This window comes from Pseudomonas sp. HLMP (genome assembly GCF_046365545.1).
Classification (GTDB): Bacteria; Pseudomonadota; Gammaproteobacteria; order Pseudomonadales; family Pseudomonadaceae; genus Aquipseudomonas; species Aquipseudomonas guariconensis_B.
In genome coordinates, this window is record NZ_JBDLLR010000001.1 from 942,467 (window position 1) to 957,879 (window position 15,413).

General features: G+C 61.8%; 16 protein-coding genes. 14 read left to right on the forward strand and 2 right to left on the reverse strand.

Annotated features, from left to right (window positions below):
• Position 1: 1 nt before the first annotated feature.
• The 14 genes from ABFA30_RS04540 to glmS all read left to right on the forward strand — a co-directional run bounded on the left by ABFA30_RS04540 (position 2) and on the right by glmS (position 13,326).
• On the forward strand, positions 2–793 hold the full coding sequence (locus ABFA30_RS04540; protein ID WP_253080403.1) for a ParA family protein: 792 nt from the start codon (positions 2–4) through the stop codon (positions 791–793).
• Between the two features lie 9 nt (positions 794–802).
• Positions 803–1,675: a ParB/RepB/Spo0J family partition protein gene (locus ABFA30_RS04545; protein ID WP_225786840.1), complete on the forward strand. Its 873-nt coding sequence runs from the start codon at positions 803–805 to the stop codon at positions 1,673–1,675.
• 149 nt (positions 1,676–1,824) lie between these two features.
• Entirely contained in the window at positions 1,825–2,232 is a 408-nt protein-coding gene (locus ABFA30_RS04550) for a F0F1 ATP synthase subunit I (RefSeq protein WP_084855261.1), read from the forward strand.
• Positions 2,233–2,248: 16 nt separating this feature from the next.
• The gene (gene atpB / locus ABFA30_RS04555) at positions 2,249–3,118 is read left to right on the forward strand and encodes a F0F1 ATP synthase subunit A (RefSeq protein ID WP_225786839.1); all 870 of its coding nucleotides are present in this window, start codon (positions 2,249–2,251) and stop codon (positions 3,116–3,118) included.
• Positions 3,119–3,261: 143 nt separating this feature from the next.
• Positions 3,262–3,519, forward strand: a complete 258-nt coding sequence (atpE, locus tag ABFA30_RS04560) for a F0F1 ATP synthase subunit C (protein ID WP_003097235.1) — start codon at positions 3,262–3,264, stop codon at positions 3,517–3,519.
• 57 nt (positions 3,520–3,576) lie between these two features.
• Positions 3,577–4,047 carry a F0F1 ATP synthase subunit B gene (locus ABFA30_RS04565; RefSeq protein WP_225786838.1) on the forward strand — a complete coding sequence of 157 codons (471 nt, stop codon included), beginning with the start codon at positions 3,577–3,579 and terminating at the stop codon, positions 4,045–4,047.
• A 12-nt stretch (positions 4,048–4,059) separates the two neighbouring features.
• Positions 4,060–4,596 carry a F0F1 ATP synthase subunit delta gene (locus tag ABFA30_RS04570; RefSeq protein WP_225786837.1) on the forward strand — a complete coding sequence of 179 codons (537 nt, stop codon included), beginning with the start codon at positions 4,060–4,062 and terminating at the stop codon, positions 4,594–4,596.
• Positions 4,597–4,617: 21 nt separating this feature from the next.
• Positions 4,618–6,162 carry a F0F1 ATP synthase subunit alpha gene (atpA, locus tag ABFA30_RS04575; RefSeq protein WP_253080400.1) on the forward strand — a complete coding sequence of 515 codons (1,545 nt, stop codon included), beginning with the start codon at positions 4,618–4,620 and terminating at the stop codon, positions 6,160–6,162.
• Between the two features lie 49 nt (positions 6,163–6,211).
• The gene (atpG, locus tag ABFA30_RS04580; RefSeq protein WP_225786835.1) at positions 6,212–7,072 is read left to right on the forward strand and encodes a F0F1 ATP synthase subunit gamma; all 861 of its coding nucleotides are present in this window, start codon (positions 6,212–6,214) and stop codon (positions 7,070–7,072) included.
• Between the two features lie 27 nt (positions 7,073–7,099).
• A complete protein-coding gene (gene atpD / locus ABFA30_RS04585) occupies positions 7,100–8,476 on the forward strand; it encodes a F0F1 ATP synthase subunit beta (protein WP_225786834.1) in 1,377 nt (458 codons plus the stop codon).
• A 44-nt stretch (positions 8,477–8,520) separates the two neighbouring features.
• Positions 8,521–8,946 (forward strand): F0F1 ATP synthase subunit epsilon, encoded by a 426-nt coding sequence (locus ABFA30_RS04590; protein ID WP_225786833.1) that lies wholly within the window; start codon positions 8,521–8,523, stop codon positions 8,944–8,946.
• Positions 8,947–9,062: 116 nt separating this feature from the next.
• Positions 9,063–10,430: a bifunctional UDP-N-acetylglucosamine diphosphorylase/glucosamine-1-phosphate N-acetyltransferase GlmU gene (gene glmU / locus ABFA30_RS04595; protein ID WP_410045182.1), complete on the forward strand. Its 1,368-nt coding sequence runs from the start codon at positions 9,063–9,065 to the stop codon at positions 10,428–10,430.
• A 281-nt stretch (positions 10,431–10,711) separates the two neighbouring features.
• Entirely contained in the window at positions 10,712–11,488 is a 777-nt protein-coding gene (locus tag ABFA30_RS04600) for a DeoR/GlpR family DNA-binding transcription regulator (protein ID WP_225786831.1), read from the forward strand.
• Between the two features lie 2 nt (positions 11,489–11,490).
• Positions 11,491–13,326 carry a glutamine--fructose-6-phosphate transaminase (isomerizing) gene (glmS, locus tag ABFA30_RS04605; protein WP_225786830.1) on the forward strand — a complete coding sequence of 612 codons (1,836 nt, stop codon included), beginning with the start codon at positions 11,491–11,493 and terminating at the stop codon, positions 13,324–13,326.
• Between the two features lie 179 nt (positions 13,327–13,505).
• Here glmS and ABFA30_RS04610 read toward each other — a convergent pair whose 3' ends face one another.
• Positions 13,506–14,426 (reverse strand): alpha/beta hydrolase, encoded by a 921-nt coding sequence (locus tag ABFA30_RS04610; protein WP_253102653.1) that lies wholly within the window; start codon positions 14,424–14,426, stop codon positions 13,506–13,508.
• Complete coding sequence (gene choX / locus ABFA30_RS04615; RefSeq protein ID WP_253167633.1) at positions 14,426–15,361, reverse strand: choline ABC transporter substrate-binding protein; 936 nt, start codon at positions 15,359–15,361, stop codon at positions 14,426–14,428. Before choX ends, ABFA30_RS04610 begins: the two co-directional genes overlap by 1 nt.
• Positions 15,362–15,413: the final 52 nt, after the last annotated feature.

Sequence of the window (15,413 nt, forward strand, 5' to 3'; positions counted from 1 at the left end):
AATGGCTAAGGTATTCGCAATCGCGAACCAGAAAGGTGGTGTGGGCAAGACCACCACCTGCATCAATCTCGCCGCATCGCTGGCCGCGACCAAGCGTCGTGTGCTGCTGATCGACCTCGATCCACAGGGCAACGCCACCATGGGCAGTGGCGTGGACAAGCACGTCCTGGAACATTCGGTCTATGACCTGCTGATCGGGGAATGCGACCTGGCCCAGGCCATGCACTACTCCGAGCACGGTGGCTTCCAGTTGCTGCCGGCCAACCGCGACCTGACCGCCGCGGAAGTGGTGCTGCTGGAGATGCAGATGAAGGAGAGCCGCCTGCGCAACGCGCTGGCGCCGATCCGCGACAACTACGACTTCATCCTCATCGACTGCCCGCCCTCGCTGTCGATGCTCACCCTCAACGCTTTGGTCGCCTCCGATGGCGTGATCATCCCGATGCAGTGCGAGTACTACGCACTGGAAGGTCTCAGCGACCTTGTGGATAACATCAAGCGCATCGCTGCCCGGCTGAATCCGGAGCTGAAGATCGAAGGCCTGCTGCGGACCATGTACGATCCGCGCCTGAGCCTGAACAACGATGTCTCGGCCCAACTCAAGGAACACTTCGGCGACCGCCTGTACGACACGGTCATCCCGCGTAACATCCGCCTGGCCGAGGCGCCGAGTTTCGGCATGCCGGCCCTGGCGTACGACAAGCAATCGCGTGGCGCGCTGGCCTATCTGGCCCTGGCTGGGGAACTGGTGCGCCGTCAACGCCGTCAATCACGCACTGCACAAACAACTTAAGGAATCCGCATGGCCATCAAGAAACGGGGTCTCGGACGTGGGTTGGATGCACTGCTCAGTGGTCCTTCCGTCACCGTGCTCGAAGAGCAGGCGGTGAAGATCGACCAGAAGGAACTGCAACACCTGCCGGTCGAACTGATCCAGCGTGGCAAGTATCAGCCGCGCCGCGACATGGACCCCGAAGCGCTGGAGGAACTGGCGCACTCGATTCGCAACCAGGGCGTGATGCAACCGATCGTGGTCCGTCCGATCGGCGAGAACCGCTACGAGATCATCGCCGGCGAACGTCGCTGGCGCGCCACCCAGCAAGCCGGCCTGGACACCATCCCGGCCATGGTCCGCGAGGTGCCGGACGAAGCCGCCATCGCCATGGCGCTGATCGAGAACATTCAGCGCGAAGACCTCAACCCGCTGGAAGAGGCCCTGGCGCTGCAGCGCCTGCAGCAGGAGTTCGAACTGACCCAGCAGCAGGTGGCCGATGCCGTGGGCAAGTCGCGGGTGACCGTGGCCAACCTGCTGCGCCTGATCTCGCTGCCGGAAGCGATCAAGACCATGCTGGCCCATGGCGACCTGGAAATGGGGCATGCGCGTGCACTGCTGGGCCTTGAGGAAGATCGCCAGGAAGAGGGGGCGCGACATGTTGTCGCACGCGGCCTCACCGTGCGCCAAACCGAGGCACTGGTGCGCCAGTGGCTCAATGGAAAATCCGACCCGGTGGAACCGACCAAACCTGACCCGGATATCGCACGCCTTGAACAGCGTCTCGCAGAGCGCCTGGGCTCGGCGGTGCAGATCCGTCACGGCAACAAGGGCAAGGGCCAGTTGGTAATTCGCTACAACTCGCTAGATGAGTTGCAGGGCGTCCTTGCTCACATCCGCTGAAACAATTCCTGTTGTAGCGCGCAGTCGGAAATCACTACCCAATAGTTGAATAGGGGTTAATCCACCCCTATACTCTGCGCGCATTTTGTCGGCACAAATTATGCCAAGTCGTTGCTGACTTGACAGTCGACTTTCGAGGAGCAGTTGTGATGGAAATCCGCACGCCAAACCGCTTGCCTTTCCATCGCTGGGCGGTTTTTCCGGTACTGCTGGCTCAATGTATCGTGTTTCTGCTGGCAACGCTGGTGTTGTGGCAGTGGCAAGGCGCGGTCAGTGGATATTCCGGCCTCTGTGGAGGTCTGATTGCCTGGCTGCCCAATGTGTATTTCGCCTGGAAGGCTTTTCGCTATAGCGGGGCCCGGGCAGCGCAGGCCATCGTCAAGTCGTTCTACGCAGGCGAGGCAGGCAAATTGATTTTGACGGCAGTGCTGTTCGCACTGACCTTCGCAGGAGTGAAGCCATTGGCGCCGCTAGCAGTATTCGGCGTCTTCCTGCTGACCCTACTGGTCAGCTGGTTCGCGCCCCTGCTGATGAATAAAAGACTTTCGAGACCTTAGGGCGTTTGAGGCAACCATGGCAGCAGAAACCGCTTCGGGCTATATCCAGCACCACTTGCAGAACCTGACCTACGGTCAACTACCAGACGGCAGCTGGGGCTTCGCCCATTCGGCTGCGGAAGCCAAGGCAATGGGCTTCTGGGCGTTCCACCTGGACACCCTGGGTTGGTCCGTCGCGCTGGGTCTGATCTTCCTGTTCATCTTCCGCATGGCGGCCAAGAAGGCCACTTCCGGCCAGCCTGGCGGCCTGCAGAACTTCGTCGAAGTGCTGGTGGACTTCGTCAACGGCAGCGTGAAGGACTCCTTCCACGGCCGTAGCCCGGTGATCGCCCCGCTGGCGCTGACCATCTTCGTCTGGGTGTTCCTGATGAACGCCATCGACCTGGTACCGGTCGACTGGATCCCGCAGCTGGCGATCCTGTTCTCGGGCGATCCGCACATCCCGTTCCGTGCCGTATCGACCACCGACCCGAACGCGACCCTGGCCATGGCCTTCTGCGTGTTCGCCCTGATCATCTTCTACAGCATCAAGGTCAAGGGCCTGGGCGGCTTCATCGGCGAGCTGACCCTGCACCCGTTCGGTAGCAAGAACATCTTCGTCCAGATCCTGTTGATCCCGGTGAACTTCCTGCTGGAATTCGTCACCCTGATCGCCAAGCCGATCTCCCTGGCACTGCGTCTGTTCGGCAACATGTATGCCGGCGAGCTGGTGTTCATCCTGATCGCCGTGATGTTCGGCGCCGGCATCCTCTGGCTCAGCGGCCTGGGTGTGGTGCTGCAGTGGGCGTGGGCCGTGTTCCACATCCTGATCATCACCCTGCAAGCCTTCATCTTCATGATGCTCACCATCGTCTACCTGTCGATGGCTCACGAAGATAACCATTAAGACCGCCTGGCGTGTCTGATAGCCTTCCCTGCCCGTTTGGGGGGAGGGCTGAAAAAGTCCGCAAGGGCAGTTGTACCAAACGATTTGTTTTACCGCTTCAAACTAAAAACCTAACCAATACGACGTAAAAGTCGGGAGGAAAGATGGAAACTGTAGTTGGTCTTACCGCTATCGCTGTTGCTCTGCTGATCGGTCTGGGTGCTCTGGGCACCGCCATTGGTTTCGGCCTGCTGGGCGGCAAGTTCCTGGAAGGTGCTGCTCGTCAGCCTGAGATGGTCCCGATGCTGCAGGTCAAGATGTTCATCGTCGCCGGTCTGCTCGACGCCGTTACCATGATCGGTGTTGGTATCGCTCTGTTCTTCACCTTCGCAAACCCCTTCGTTGGTCAGATCGCCGGCTAATCACTCGTTGCCACGAGTTGATTGGTGTGATGGACAAAGACCGAGCGAGGTGTTGGCGTGAACATTAATGCAACCCTGATTGGCCAATCCGTTGCTTTCTTGATTTTTGTGCTGTTCTGCATGAAGTTCGTATGGCCTCCGGTCATCAACGCCCTGCAGGAACGCCAGAAGAAGATTGCCGACGGCTTGGACGCTGCCAACCGCGCAGCTCGCGACCTGGAGCTGGCCCAAGAAAAAGCGGGTCAGCAACTGCGTGAAGCGAAGGCACAGGCAGCCGAAATCATTGAGCAGGCCAAGAAGCGCGCTGCTCAGCTTGTCGAGGAAGCCCGTGATCAGGCCCGCGTCGAAGCTGACCGTGTGAAGGCTCAGGCTCAAGCCGAGATCGAACAGGAACTCAACAGCGTCAAGGACGCCCTGCGTGCCCAAGTGGGTGCCCTGGCTGTCGGCGGTGCTGAAAAGATCCTTGGCGCCACAATCGATCAAAACGCGCATGCGGAGCTGGTTGACAAACTGGCCGCTGAAATTTAAGCGAGGGCGATCATGGCAGAACTGACCACGTTGGCCCGACCTTACGCTAAGGCTGCCTTTGAGCATGCCCAGGCCCATCAGCAACTGGCCAATTGGTCAGCCATGCTCGGCCTGGCTGCTGCGGTGTCGCAAGACGACACCATGCAGCGCCTGCTCAAGGCCCCGCGACTGACAAGCGCAGAAAAGGCCGCCGCATTCATTGAAGTGTGCGGTGACAAGTTCGACGCTCAGGCACAGAATTTCATTCATGTTGCCGCGGAAAACGAACGTCTCCTGCTGTTGCCGGAGATTTCGGAATTGTTCGAGCTGTACAAGGCCGAGCAAGAGAAATCCGTGGACGTGGAAGTCACCAGTGCTTTTGCGTTGAACCAAGAACAGCAAGACAAACTCGCCAAGGTTCTCAGTGCACGGCTCAGCCGGGAAGTACGCCTGCACGCGTCGGAGGATGCCAGCCTGATCGGCGGCGTCGTCATCCGCGCCGGCGACCTGGTAATCGATGGCTCGGTTCGCGGCAAGATCGCGAAACTGGCCGAAGCATTGAAATCTTGAGTTTGAAGGGGCAGCAGAGCAATGCAGCAACTCAATCCTTCCGAAATTAGTGAAATCATCAAGGGTCGCATCGAGAAGCTCGATGTCGGCTCCCAAGCCCGCAACGAAGGTACCGTTGTCAGCGTTTCCGACGGTATCGTGCGGATCCACGGCCTGGCCGACGCCATGTACGGCGAAATGATCGAGTTCCCGGGCGGCGTCTATGGCATGGCACTGAACCTGGAGCAGGACTCCGTCGGTGCCGTTGTCCTGGGTGCGTACACCACCCTGGCCGAAGGCATGAGCGCCAAGTGCACCGGTCGCATCCTGGAAGTGCCGGTCGGCAAGGAACTGCTGGGTCGCGTCGTCGACGCGCTGGGCAATCCGATCGATGGCAAAGGTCCGCTGAACAACACCGAGACCGATGCGGTCGAGAAGGTCGCACCGGGCGTTATCTGGCGTAAATCGGTAGACCAGCCTGTCCAGACTGGCTACAAATCGGTCGACGCCATGATCCCGGTTGGCCGTGGCCAGCGTGAGCTGATCATCGGTGACCGTCAGATCGGCAAGACCGCCATGGCGGTCGACGCGATCATCAACCAGAAAGACAGCGGCATCTTCTGCGTCTACGTGGCCGTTGGCCAGAAGCAGTCGACCATCGCCAACGTCGTGCGCAAGCTGGAAGAAAACGGCGCCCTGGCCAACACCATCGTGGTTGCCGCCAGTGCTTCGGAATCCGCCGCGCTGCAGTTCCTGGCCCCGTACGCCGGCTGCACCATGGGCGAATACTTCCGTGACCGCGGCGAAGACGCGCTGATCGTATACGATGACCTGTCCAAGCAGGCCGTTGCCTACCGTCAGATCTCCCTGCTGCTGCGCCGTCCGCCAGGACGCGAAGCGTACCCGGGCGACGTGTTCTATCTCCACTCCCGTCTGCTGGAGCGTGCTTCGCGCGTTTCCGAAGAGTACGTCGAGAAGTTCACCAACGGCGCAGTCACTGGCAAGACCGGTTCCCTGACCGCCCTGCCGATCATCGAAACCCAGGCTGGCGACGTTTCCGCGTTCGTTCCGACCAACGTGATCTCCATCACCGACGGTCAGATCTTCCTGGAATCGGCCATGTTCAACTCGGGCATCCGTCCTGCAGTGAACGCCGGTGTTTCGGTATCCCGTGTAGGTGGTGCCGCTCAGACCAAGATCATCAAGAAGCTGTCCGGTGGTATCCGTACCGCCCTGGCCCAGTATCGTGAACTGGCTGCATTCGCCCAGTTCGCATCGGACCTGGACGAAGCGACCCGCAAGCAGCTGGAGCATGGTCAGCGCGTTACCGAGCTGATGAAGCAGAAGCAGTACGCTCCGATGTCCATCGCGGACATGGCGCTGTCGCTGTACGCCGCTGAGCGTGGCTTCCTGACCGACGTCGAAATCGCCAAGATCGGCAGCTTCGAGCAAGCGCTGATCGCCTACTTCAACCGTGATCACGCCGACCTGATGGCCAAGATCAACGTGAAGGGTGACTTCAACGACGAAATCGACGCTGGCATCAAGGCTGGTATCGAGAAGTTCAAGGCCACCCAGACCTGGTAAGCCGCAGCGGGGGCTTCTGGCCCCCGCTTGCTAACCTGATAGGTGATACATGGCAGGCGCAAAAGAGATTCGCAGTAAGATTGCGAGCATCAAAAGCACGCAAAAAATTACCAGCGCCATGGAGAAAGTGGCGGTCAGCAAGATGCGCAAGGCACAACTGCGCATGGCTGCTAGCCGTCCCTATGCGGAGCGTATCCGCCAGGTGATCGGTCATCTGGCCAACGCCAACCCGGAATACCGCCACCCGTTCATGGTCGAGCGCGACATCAAGCGCGTCGGCTATATCGTGGTGAGCAGTGACCGTGGTCTGTGCGGTGGCTTGAACACCAACCTGTTCAAGGCCCTGGTCAAGGACATGACCGCCAACCGCGAGCAGGGCGTCGAAATCGACCTGTGCGTGATCGGTAGCAAGGGTGCGGCATTCTTCCGCAACTTCGGCGGCAACGTCGTAGCCGCGATCAGCCACCTGGGCGAAGAGCCATCGATCAACGATCTGATCGGCTCCGTCAAGGTCATGCTGGACGCCTACCTGGACGGCCGCATCGATCGCCTCTCCGTGGTGTCGAACAAGTTCATCAATACCATGACGCAACAACCGACGGTCGAGCAGTTGGTACCGTTGGTGGCAACCCCGGATCAGGAGCTCAAGCACCACTGGGACTACCTCTACGAACCCGACGCCAAGGAGCTGCTGGACGGCCTGATGGTGCGTTACGTGGAGTCGCAGGTCTACCAGGCGGTGGTCGAGAACAACGCAGCCGAGCAGGCTGCCCGGATGATCGCCATGAAGAACGCCACAGACAACGCCGGTAACCTGATCAGCGACCTCCAGCTGATCTACAACAAGGCGCGTCAGGCTGCGATCACCCAGGAGATCTCGGAAATCGTCGGCGGCGCTGCCGCGGTTTAACGGTTCAAATATTCAGAGGATCCAGCTATGAGTAGCGGACGTATCGTTCAAATCATCGGCGCCGTCATCGACGTGGAATTCCCACGCGACGTCGTGCCGAGTGTCTACAACGCGCTGAAAGTACAAGGCGCGGAAACCACCCTGGAAGTCCAGCAGCAGCTGGGCGACGGCGTGGTTCGTACCATTGCGATGGGCTCGACCGAAGGTCTGAAGCGCGGTCTGGATGTCGTCGACACCGGCGCCGCCATCTCCGTACCGGTCGGCAAGGCGACCCTGGGCCGTATCATGGACGTCCTGGGCAACCCGATCGACGAAGCCGGCCCGATCGGTGAAGAAGAGCGCTGGGGTATCCACCGCGCCGCGCCTTCCTTCGCTGACCAGGCAGGCGGCAACGACCTGCTGGAAACCGGCATCAAGGTAATCGACCTGGTCTGCCCGTTCGCCAAGGGCGGTAAGGTTGGCCTGTTCGGTGGTGCCGGCGTCGGCAAGACCGTCAACATGATGGAACTGATCCGTAACATCGCCATCGAGCACAGCGGTTATTCCGTGTTCGCCGGTGTGGGTGAGCGTACTCGTGAGGGTAACGACTTCTACCACGAGATGAAGGACTCCAACGTTCTGGACAAGGTTGCCCTGGTCTACGGCCAGATGAACGAGCCACCAGGAAACCGTCTGCGCGTTGCCCTGACCGGCCTGACCATGGCCGAGAAGTTCCGTGACGAAGGTAACGACGTTCTGCTGTTCGTCGACAACATCTACCGTTACACCCTGGCCGGTACCGAAGTATCCGCACTGCTGGGCCGTATGCCTTCGGCAGTAGGTTACCAGCCGACCCTGGCCGAAGAGATGGGCGTTCTGCAGGAGCGCATCACCTCCACCAAGGAAGGCTCGATCACCTCGATCCAGGCCGTATACGTACCTGCGGACGACCTGACCGACCCGTCGCCGGCGACCACCTTCGCCCACCTTGACGCCACCGTCGTACTGTCCCGTGACATCGCCTCCCTGGGTATCTACCCGGCGGTCGACCCACTGGACTCGACTTCCCGTCAGCTGGACCCGAACGTGATCGGCAACGAGCACTACGAGACCGCTCGTGGCGTTCAGTATGTTCTGCAGCGCTACAAGGAGCTGAAGGACATCATCGCGATCCTGGGTATGGACGAACTGTCCGAGAGCGACAAGCAACTGGTAGCCCGTGCTCGTAAGATCCAGCGCTTCCTGTCGCAGCCGTTCTTCGTGGCCGAGGTCTTCACCGGCTCGCCAGGCAAGTACGTTTCCCTGAAAGACACCATCGCTGGCTTCAGCGGCATCCTCAAAGGTGACTACGACCACCTGCCAGAACAAGCGTTCTACATGGTCGGCAGCATCGACGAAGCGATCGAGAAAGCCAAGAAACTGTAATCCCGGCGCCCCGCAAGGGGCGCTAATCAGGTTGAGGCAAGCAGATGGCTATGACAGTCCATTGCGATATCGTCAGCGCGGAAGGAGAGATCTTCTCCGGTCTGGTCGAGATGGTGGTTGCGCACGGCAACCTGGGCGATCTGGGTATCGCTCCAGGCCACGCGCCGCTGATCACCAATCTGAAGCCAGGTCCGATCACGCTGACCAAGCAGGGTGGCGATCGCGAGGTGTTCTACATCTCCGGTGGTTTCCTCGAAGTGCAGCCGAACATGGTCAAGGTACTCGCCGATACCGTGCAACGTGCCGCCGACCTGGACGAAGCCTCCGCTCAGGAAGCCGTCAAGGCTGCTGAGAAGGCCCTGCATGAAAAAGGCGCGGATTTCGACTACAGTGCCGCCGCCGCACGCCTGGCCGAGGCCGCAGCCCAGCTGCGCACCGTCCAGCAGATCCGCAAGAAGTTCGGCGGCTGATACCGCAGGCTTCAGGCAGATTGAGAAAAAGGGTAGCCATCGGCTACCCTTTTTCTTTTTTCGTCACCCCACAAAGCCGGTCATGTCACTGACCGCCCAGGATTGGTAGCCAGTCAATGTCTCTCGATATCGTTATTCTCGCCGCAGGCCAAGGGACTCGCATGCGTTCGGCGTTGCCCAAGGTACTGCACCCCGTCGCTGGCAATTCCATGCTTGGCCATGTTATCCACAGCGCACGCCAGCTGCAGCCCAAGGGCATCCATGTGGTCATCGGCCACGGTGCCGAGCAGGTGCGAGAGCGCCTGGCCGCCGACGACCTGAACTTCGTCATGCAGGACAAGCAGCTCGGTACTGGCCACGCCGTGGCGCAGGCCCTGCCGGCGCTGAGTGCCGAGACGGTGCTGGTGCTCTACGGCGATGTGCCGCTGATCGAGGTCGATACCCTGCAGCGCCTGCTGGCCAAGGTCAGCGACACGCAACTGGGGTTGCTCACCGTCAACCTCGACGACCCGACCGGCTATGGCCGCATCGTGCGCGACGGCCAGGGCCAGGTGGCAGCGATCGTCGAGCACAAGGATGCCAGCGAAGCGCAGAAGGCGATCAAGGAAGGCAATACCGGCATCCTCGCCGTGCCTGCCGCACGCCTGGCCGACTGGCTGGGGCGGTTGTCCAACGACAACGCCCAGGGTGAGTATTACCTGACCGACGTGATCGCCATGGCCGTAGGCGACGGGCTGGTTGTCGCCACCGAGCAGCCCCATGACCCGATGGAAGTGCAGGGGGCCAACGATCGCCGCCAGCTTTCCGAGCTCGAGCGCCATTACCAGTTGCGCGAAGGCCGACGCCTGATGGCTCAGGGCGTGACCCTGCGCGATCCGGCACGTTTCGATGTACGCGGTGAGGTGACGGTCGGCCGCGACGTGCTGATCGACATCAACGTGATCCTCGAAGGCAAGGTGGTGATCGAGGACGATGTGCAGATCGGCCCTAACTGCGTGATCAAGGACAGCACCCTGCGCAAGGGCGTGGTGGTCAAGGCCAACAGCCACATCGAAGGTGCCGTGCTGGGCGAGGGCAGCGATGCCGGCCCGTTCGCCCGCCTGCGTCCGGGCAGCGTGCTGGAAGCCAAGGCCCACGTGGGTAACTTCGTCGAGCTGAAGAACGCACACCTGGGCGAGGGCGCCAAGGCCGGCCACCTGACCTACCTGGGCGATGCCGAGGTCGGTGCGCGCACCAACATCGGTGCCGGCACCATCACCTGCAACTACGACGGTGCCAACAAGTTCAAGACGGTCATGGGCGAGAATGTGTTCATCGGTTCGAACAACTCGCTGGTGGCACCTGTGGAAATCAAGGATGGCGCCACGACTGCCGCGGGTTCCACCATCACCCAGGCTGTCGAGGCCGGGCAGCTGGCTGTGGCCCGTGCACGACAGCGTAATATCGAAGGCTGGAAGCGGCCGGAGAAGATCAAGAAGAACTGACAGTTATCCACAGGCGCCTCAATGCAAAGCCGACTTATGTGAATAAGTCGGCTTTTGTTGGCCTTGTCGACTGCTTCGCGGGCAAGCCCGCTCCTACAGGCTCCGAGCCCATCGCAAATGATGCGGTGTGCAGCGTCTTGTGGGAGCGGGCTTGCCCGCGAAGAAGCCGACGCGGTCGAAAAATTATCCACAACCTACATTCTGATGCATTCGCCTTGACGAAGCTGCTTTCTTAGGTTTTGATTGCGATCATTATCTTTCGAATCGAAACTTAATCTGTCATGTCGAAACGAAACACGCCTCAACGCCGTCACAACATCCTGGCCTTGCTCAACGAGCAGGGCGAGGTGAGTGTGGATGCCCTGGCCAAGCGTTTCGAAACCTCGGAAGTGACCATCCGCAAGGACCTCGCCGCCCTCGAAGCCAACGGCCTGTTGCTGCGCCGCTACGGTGGCGCGGTCACCGTTCCGCAGGAAATGCTCGTCGAAACCGTGCAGCCGGTATCGCGCTACAAGCAAGCGATCGCCAAGGCGGCGGTGGGGCGTATCCGCGAGCATGCACGCATCATCATCGACAGCGGCAGCACCACCGCCGCGATGATCCCGGAACTGGGCCGGCAACCTGGCCTGGTGGTGATGACCAACTCCCTGAACGTGGCCCGTGCCATCAGCGAGCTGGAGCACGAGCCGGTGCTGTTGATGACCGGCGGTACCTGGGACCCACATTCCGAATCTTTCCAAGGCCAGGTCGCCGAGCAGGTACTACGCTCATACGATTTCGACCAGTTGTTCATCGGTGCCGATGGCATCGACCTCAACCGCGGCACCACCACCTTCAACGAATTGCTCGGCCTCAGCCGGGTGATGGCGGAAGTTGCCCGGGAAGTGATCGTCATGGTCGAGTCGGACAAGGTCGGGCGCAAGATCCCCAACCTCGAGCTGCCCTGGAGCAGCGTCAACACCCTGATTACAGACGAACGCCTGCCGATGGAGGCACGCGAACAGATTCAAGCCCGCGGCATCAACCTGATCTGCGCCGCGATCAGCCAGGAGCAATAACCATGTGTGGAATCGTCGGTGCCGTAGCCGAGCGCAATGTCACAGCCATCCTCATCGAGGGCCTCAAGCGTCTGGAATACCGTGGGTACGACAGCGCCGGCCTGGCCGTTCTCACCCCGCAGGGCCAACTGGAGCGGCGTCGCCGCATCGGCAAGGTCAGCGAACTGGAGGCCGCCCTGGCCGCCGAGCCCCTGGCCGGCCAGCTGGGCATCGCCCATACCCGCTGGGCCACCCATGGCGCGCCGAGCGAGAACAATGCCCACCCGCACTTCTCCGGCCACGAGGTGGCGGTGGTGCACAACGGCATCATCGAGAACCACGAGGCCCTGCGCGAGGAGCTCAAGGGCCAGGGCTACGTCTTCGCCTCGGAAACCGATACCGAGGTCATCGTCCACCTGATCCACCACACCCTCAAGAGCGTCGCGGACCTGGCCGATGCACTCAAGGCCGCGGTCAAGCGCCTGCACGGCGCCTATGGCCTGGCGCTGATCAGCACGCAGCAGCCGGACCGCCTGGTCGCCGCGCGCAGTGGCAGCCCGCTGGTGATCGGCCTGGGTCACGGCGAGAACTTCCTCGCGTCCGACCAGTTGGCCCTGCGCCAGGTCACCGACCGTTTCATGTACCTGGAAGAAGGCGACATCGCCGAGATCCGTCGTGACCAGGTGAGCGTCTGGGACCAGGCTGGCCACAAGGTCCAGCGCGAAATCGTGCAGTACCACGAAGGCGCCGAGGCGGCGGACAAGGGCGCCTATCGCCACTTCATGCTCAAGGAGATCCATGAGCAGCCGACCGTGGTCCAGCGCACCCTGGAAGGCCGCCTGGGCAAGGACCATGTCATGGTCCAGGCCTTCGGCCCGCAGGCTGCCGAACTGTTCGCCAAGGTCCGCAATGTACAGATCGTCGCCTGCGGCACCAGCTACCACGCTGGCATGGTCGCCCGTTACTGGCTGGAAGGCTTGGCCGGCATCCCGTGCCAGGTGGAAGTGGCCAGCGAGTTCCGTTACCGCAAGGTGGTGGTGCAACCGGACACCCTGTTCGTCTCCATCTCCCAGTCGGGCGAGACCGCCGACACCCTGGCTGCCCTGCGTAATGCCAAGGAGCTGGGGTTTCTCGGCAGTCTGGCGATCTGCAACGTCGGCATCAGCTCGCTGGTGCGCGAGTCCGACCTGACCCTGCTGACCCTGGCAGGCCCCGAGATCGGCGTGGCCTCGACCAAGGCCTTCACCACCCAGCTGGTGTCGCTGATGCTGCTGACCCTGGCCCTGGGCCAGGTGCGTGGCAGCCTGGCCGCCGGCGTCGAGGCCGAGTTGGTGGAAGAGCTGCGTCGCCTACCGGCACGCCTGGGCGAGGCACTGGCGATGGACGGTATCGTCGAGAAGACCGCCGAGCTGTTCGCCGACAAGCACCACACTCTGTTCCTCGGCCGTGGTGCGCAGTACCCGGTGGCGATGGAGGGCGCGCTCAAGCTCAAGGAGATCTCCTACATCCACGCCGAGGCCTACCCGGCCGGTGAGCTCAAGCATGGCCCGCTGGCGCTGGTGGACAGCGACATGCCGGTGGTCACCGTGGCGCCGAACAACGAACTGCTGGAAAAGCTCAAGTCCAACCTGCAGGAAGTGCGCGCCCGGGGTGGTGAGCTGGTGGTGTTCGCCGACGAGCAGTCGGGCATGAGCAACGGCGAAGGTACCCATGTGATCAAGGTGCCACACATCGTCGATGCCCTGGCACCGATCCTCTATACCATTCCGCTGCAGCTGTTGTCGTACTATGTGGCGGTGCTCAAGGGCACTGACGTTGACCAGCCGCGTAACCTGGCCAAGTCGGTGACGGTGGAGTAACGGGGTAGGGAAGGCGTGGTGGTGGTTTTAGAGAGTTAAAACTGCCGCTGAGCCATAAAAACTGTCGCAGCAGGAGGTGAGCCCACCTGGCCTCCCTCCTGTAGCGCTCGTCTCTTAGTTCCAACGATCTTTCGCCGTCATTCTTGAGCGACCTGTATCGGTACTCAGGCCCTAACCGCTCACGCCAGTCTGCCTGCCAGCGAATCGAACAGTGCCTCGTACAGTCGATCCACCTCCGGTAGATCCCTCGCCCGCAGGCAGCCATGGACCAGCCCTGGGCCTGGGAAATAGTCTACCGCCACGCCATCGCGGCGTAGCCGTTCGGCATAGTGCAAGCCGTCGTCGCGTAGAGGGTCGAACTCGGCGACGCTGATCATGGCTGGCGCCAGCCCGATGAAGTGGCGGGCGCGCAGTGGCAAGGCCAGGTGGCTCTGGATGGGCTCGGGCAGGTAGGCGTCCAGGCAAGCCCGCATATCCTCGATAGACAGCAGCGGGGCATCTGCACACTCGCGACGCGAAGCTGTGTCCTCATCACCCAGGGCCGGGTAGATCAGTGCCTGGATGCGTGGCTGCTCTTCATCGGCATCACGCAGCGCCAGGCACAGGGCGGCGGCAAGGTTGCCGCCGGCGCTGTCGCCGACGACCACCATCCGTGTGCGGTCGATGGGTTCGTCAAGTAGGCCGTCACGCAGGGCGCGCCAGGCCGCGAGGCTGTCGTCCAAGGCGGCGGGGAAGGGATGCTCCGGCGCGAGTCGGTAGTCCACCGCTACTACCAGCAGCCCCAGCCGTACGGCCAGTTCGGCGCAGAAGAACATGTGCGAGTCGAGATCGCCGAGCGTCCAGCCTCCGCCGTGGAGAAACAGCGCCGCAGGCCAGCCGCTGGGCGGTGCCGGGCGTGCCGGGTGAAACAGTCGCAACGGTGCCAGCCCGGCCCGCTTCAGGTCGCGTGTCTGCAAACCTGCCGGGCGAGGCGGGGTGAAGGCTGCAGCCATGCGCGAATAGGCGGCACGTTGTGCGGTGATCGAGGAATCGGCCACACCGAAGGCGAGCGTGCGCTCGACGAAGGCCGCCATACCGGTCGATAGCGGGTAGCAGGCCATTACTGACCGGCGACCAGCGCCGCATCGGCTGGCTTGCCGTCGAAGGTGGTCACCCCAGCGAGCCAGGCCGAAACCTGTTCGGGATGGGCCTTGAGCCAGGCTCGGGCGGCGTCCAGCGGCGCGGTGCGGTCCAGGATGGGCTCCATCACCTGGCTGACGCCCTCGCTGGTGAAGCGCAGGTTGTGCAGCAGTTTGGCAACGTTGCCGCACTGCTGTTGGTAGCCTGCGGCGGTCATGATCGAGACCGTGGCGGAGCCTTCGTTCGGGCCGAATGCATCGTCGCTGCCGGAGAGGTATTTCATGTCGATCTGAAGGTTCATCGGGTGTGGTTTCCAGCCGGCGAACACCACCCACTTCTGTTGATTGACAGCGCGCTTCACCGCCGTGAGCATGCCGGCCTCGCTGGACTCGACGCCCTGGAAGCCTTTCAGGCCGAACTTATCGTCGGCGATCATCTGCGCAGTGATGCGGTTCATGCCGCTGCCCGGCTCGATCAAGTAGATCCGGTTGTTCAGCTTGTCGCGGAATTTGGCGATATCGGCGAAGGTCTTCAGGCCCGCGTCATAGACATAGGCGGGCACGGCATAGGTAGACTGTGCGTCACTCAGGGTGGCGGGGCTGATGACGTCGATCTGCTGCTTGTCCAGATAGGGCTTGGCCACCGACTGCATGGTGGGCTGCCAGTAGCCGAGGAAGAGGTCGAGGCGTTTCTCGGCCATGCCAGCGAGGATGATCTGCTGCGAGGCGCTGGTCTGCTTTACCTTGTAGCCCAGGCTGTCGAGCAGGGCTTCGGCCACTGCGCTGCTGGCCACTACATCGGTCCAGTTCACCGACCCCATGCGCACATTCTGGCAGGCGGCCGGCTCGGCGGCCCAGGCTCCGCTGGCGACGCTCAACAGTGCGGCGCAGGTGGCCGCTGTGATCGATAGCTTCATGACCTCTCCTTATCGTTGTTATGTCATGGGGCCCCGCGCGGCGGTGGCTGCT

Coding starts and splice junctions, on each gene's coding strand:
- ABFA30_RS04590 (WP_225786833.1), top strand. CDS start 8,521: ATGGCTATGACAGTCCATTGCGATATCGTCAGCGCGGAAGGAGAGATC.
- glmU (WP_410045182.1), top strand. CDS start 9,063: ATGTCTCTCGATATCGTTATTCTCGCCGCAGGCCAAGGGACTCGCATG.
- atpE (WP_003097235.1), top strand. CDS start 3,262: ATGGAAACTGTAGTTGGTCTTACCGCTATCGCTGTTGCTCTGCTGATC.
- ABFA30_RS04550 (WP_084855261.1), top strand. CDS start 1,825: ATGGAAATCCGCACGCCAAACCGCTTGCCTTTCCATCGCTGGGCGGTT.
- ABFA30_RS04540 (WP_253080403.1), top strand. CDS start 2: ATGGCTAAGGTATTCGCAATCGCGAACCAGAAAGGTGGTGTGGGCAAG.
- atpA (WP_253080400.1), top strand. CDS start 4,618: ATGCAGCAACTCAATCCTTCCGAAATTAGTGAAATCATCAAGGGTCGC.
- atpG (WP_225786835.1), top strand. CDS start 6,212: ATGGCAGGCGCAAAAGAGATTCGCAGTAAGATTGCGAGCATCAAAAGC.
- atpD (WP_225786834.1), top strand. CDS start 7,100: ATGAGTAGCGGACGTATCGTTCAAATCATCGGCGCCGTCATCGACGTG.
- glmS (WP_225786830.1), top strand. CDS start 11,491: ATGTGTGGAATCGTCGGTGCCGTAGCCGAGCGCAATGTCACAGCCATC.
- atpB (WP_225786839.1), top strand. CDS start 2,249: ATGGCAGCAGAAACCGCTTCGGGCTATATCCAGCACCACTTGCAGAAC.
- ABFA30_RS04600 (WP_225786831.1), top strand. CDS start 10,712: ATGTCGAAACGAAACACGCCTCAACGCCGTCACAACATCCTGGCCTTG.
- ABFA30_RS04570 (WP_225786837.1), top strand. CDS start 4,060: ATGGCAGAACTGACCACGTTGGCCCGACCTTACGCTAAGGCTGCCTTT.
- ABFA30_RS04545 (WP_225786840.1), top strand. CDS start 803: ATGGCCATCAAGAAACGGGGTCTCGGACGTGGGTTGGATGCACTGCTC.
- ABFA30_RS04610 (WP_253102653.1), bottom strand. CDS start 14,426: ATGGCCTGCTACCCGCTATCGACCGGTATGGCGGCCTTCGTCGAGCGC.
- choX (WP_253167633.1), bottom strand. CDS start 15,361: ATGAAGCTATCGATCACAGCGGCCACCTGCGCCGCACTGTTGAGCGTC.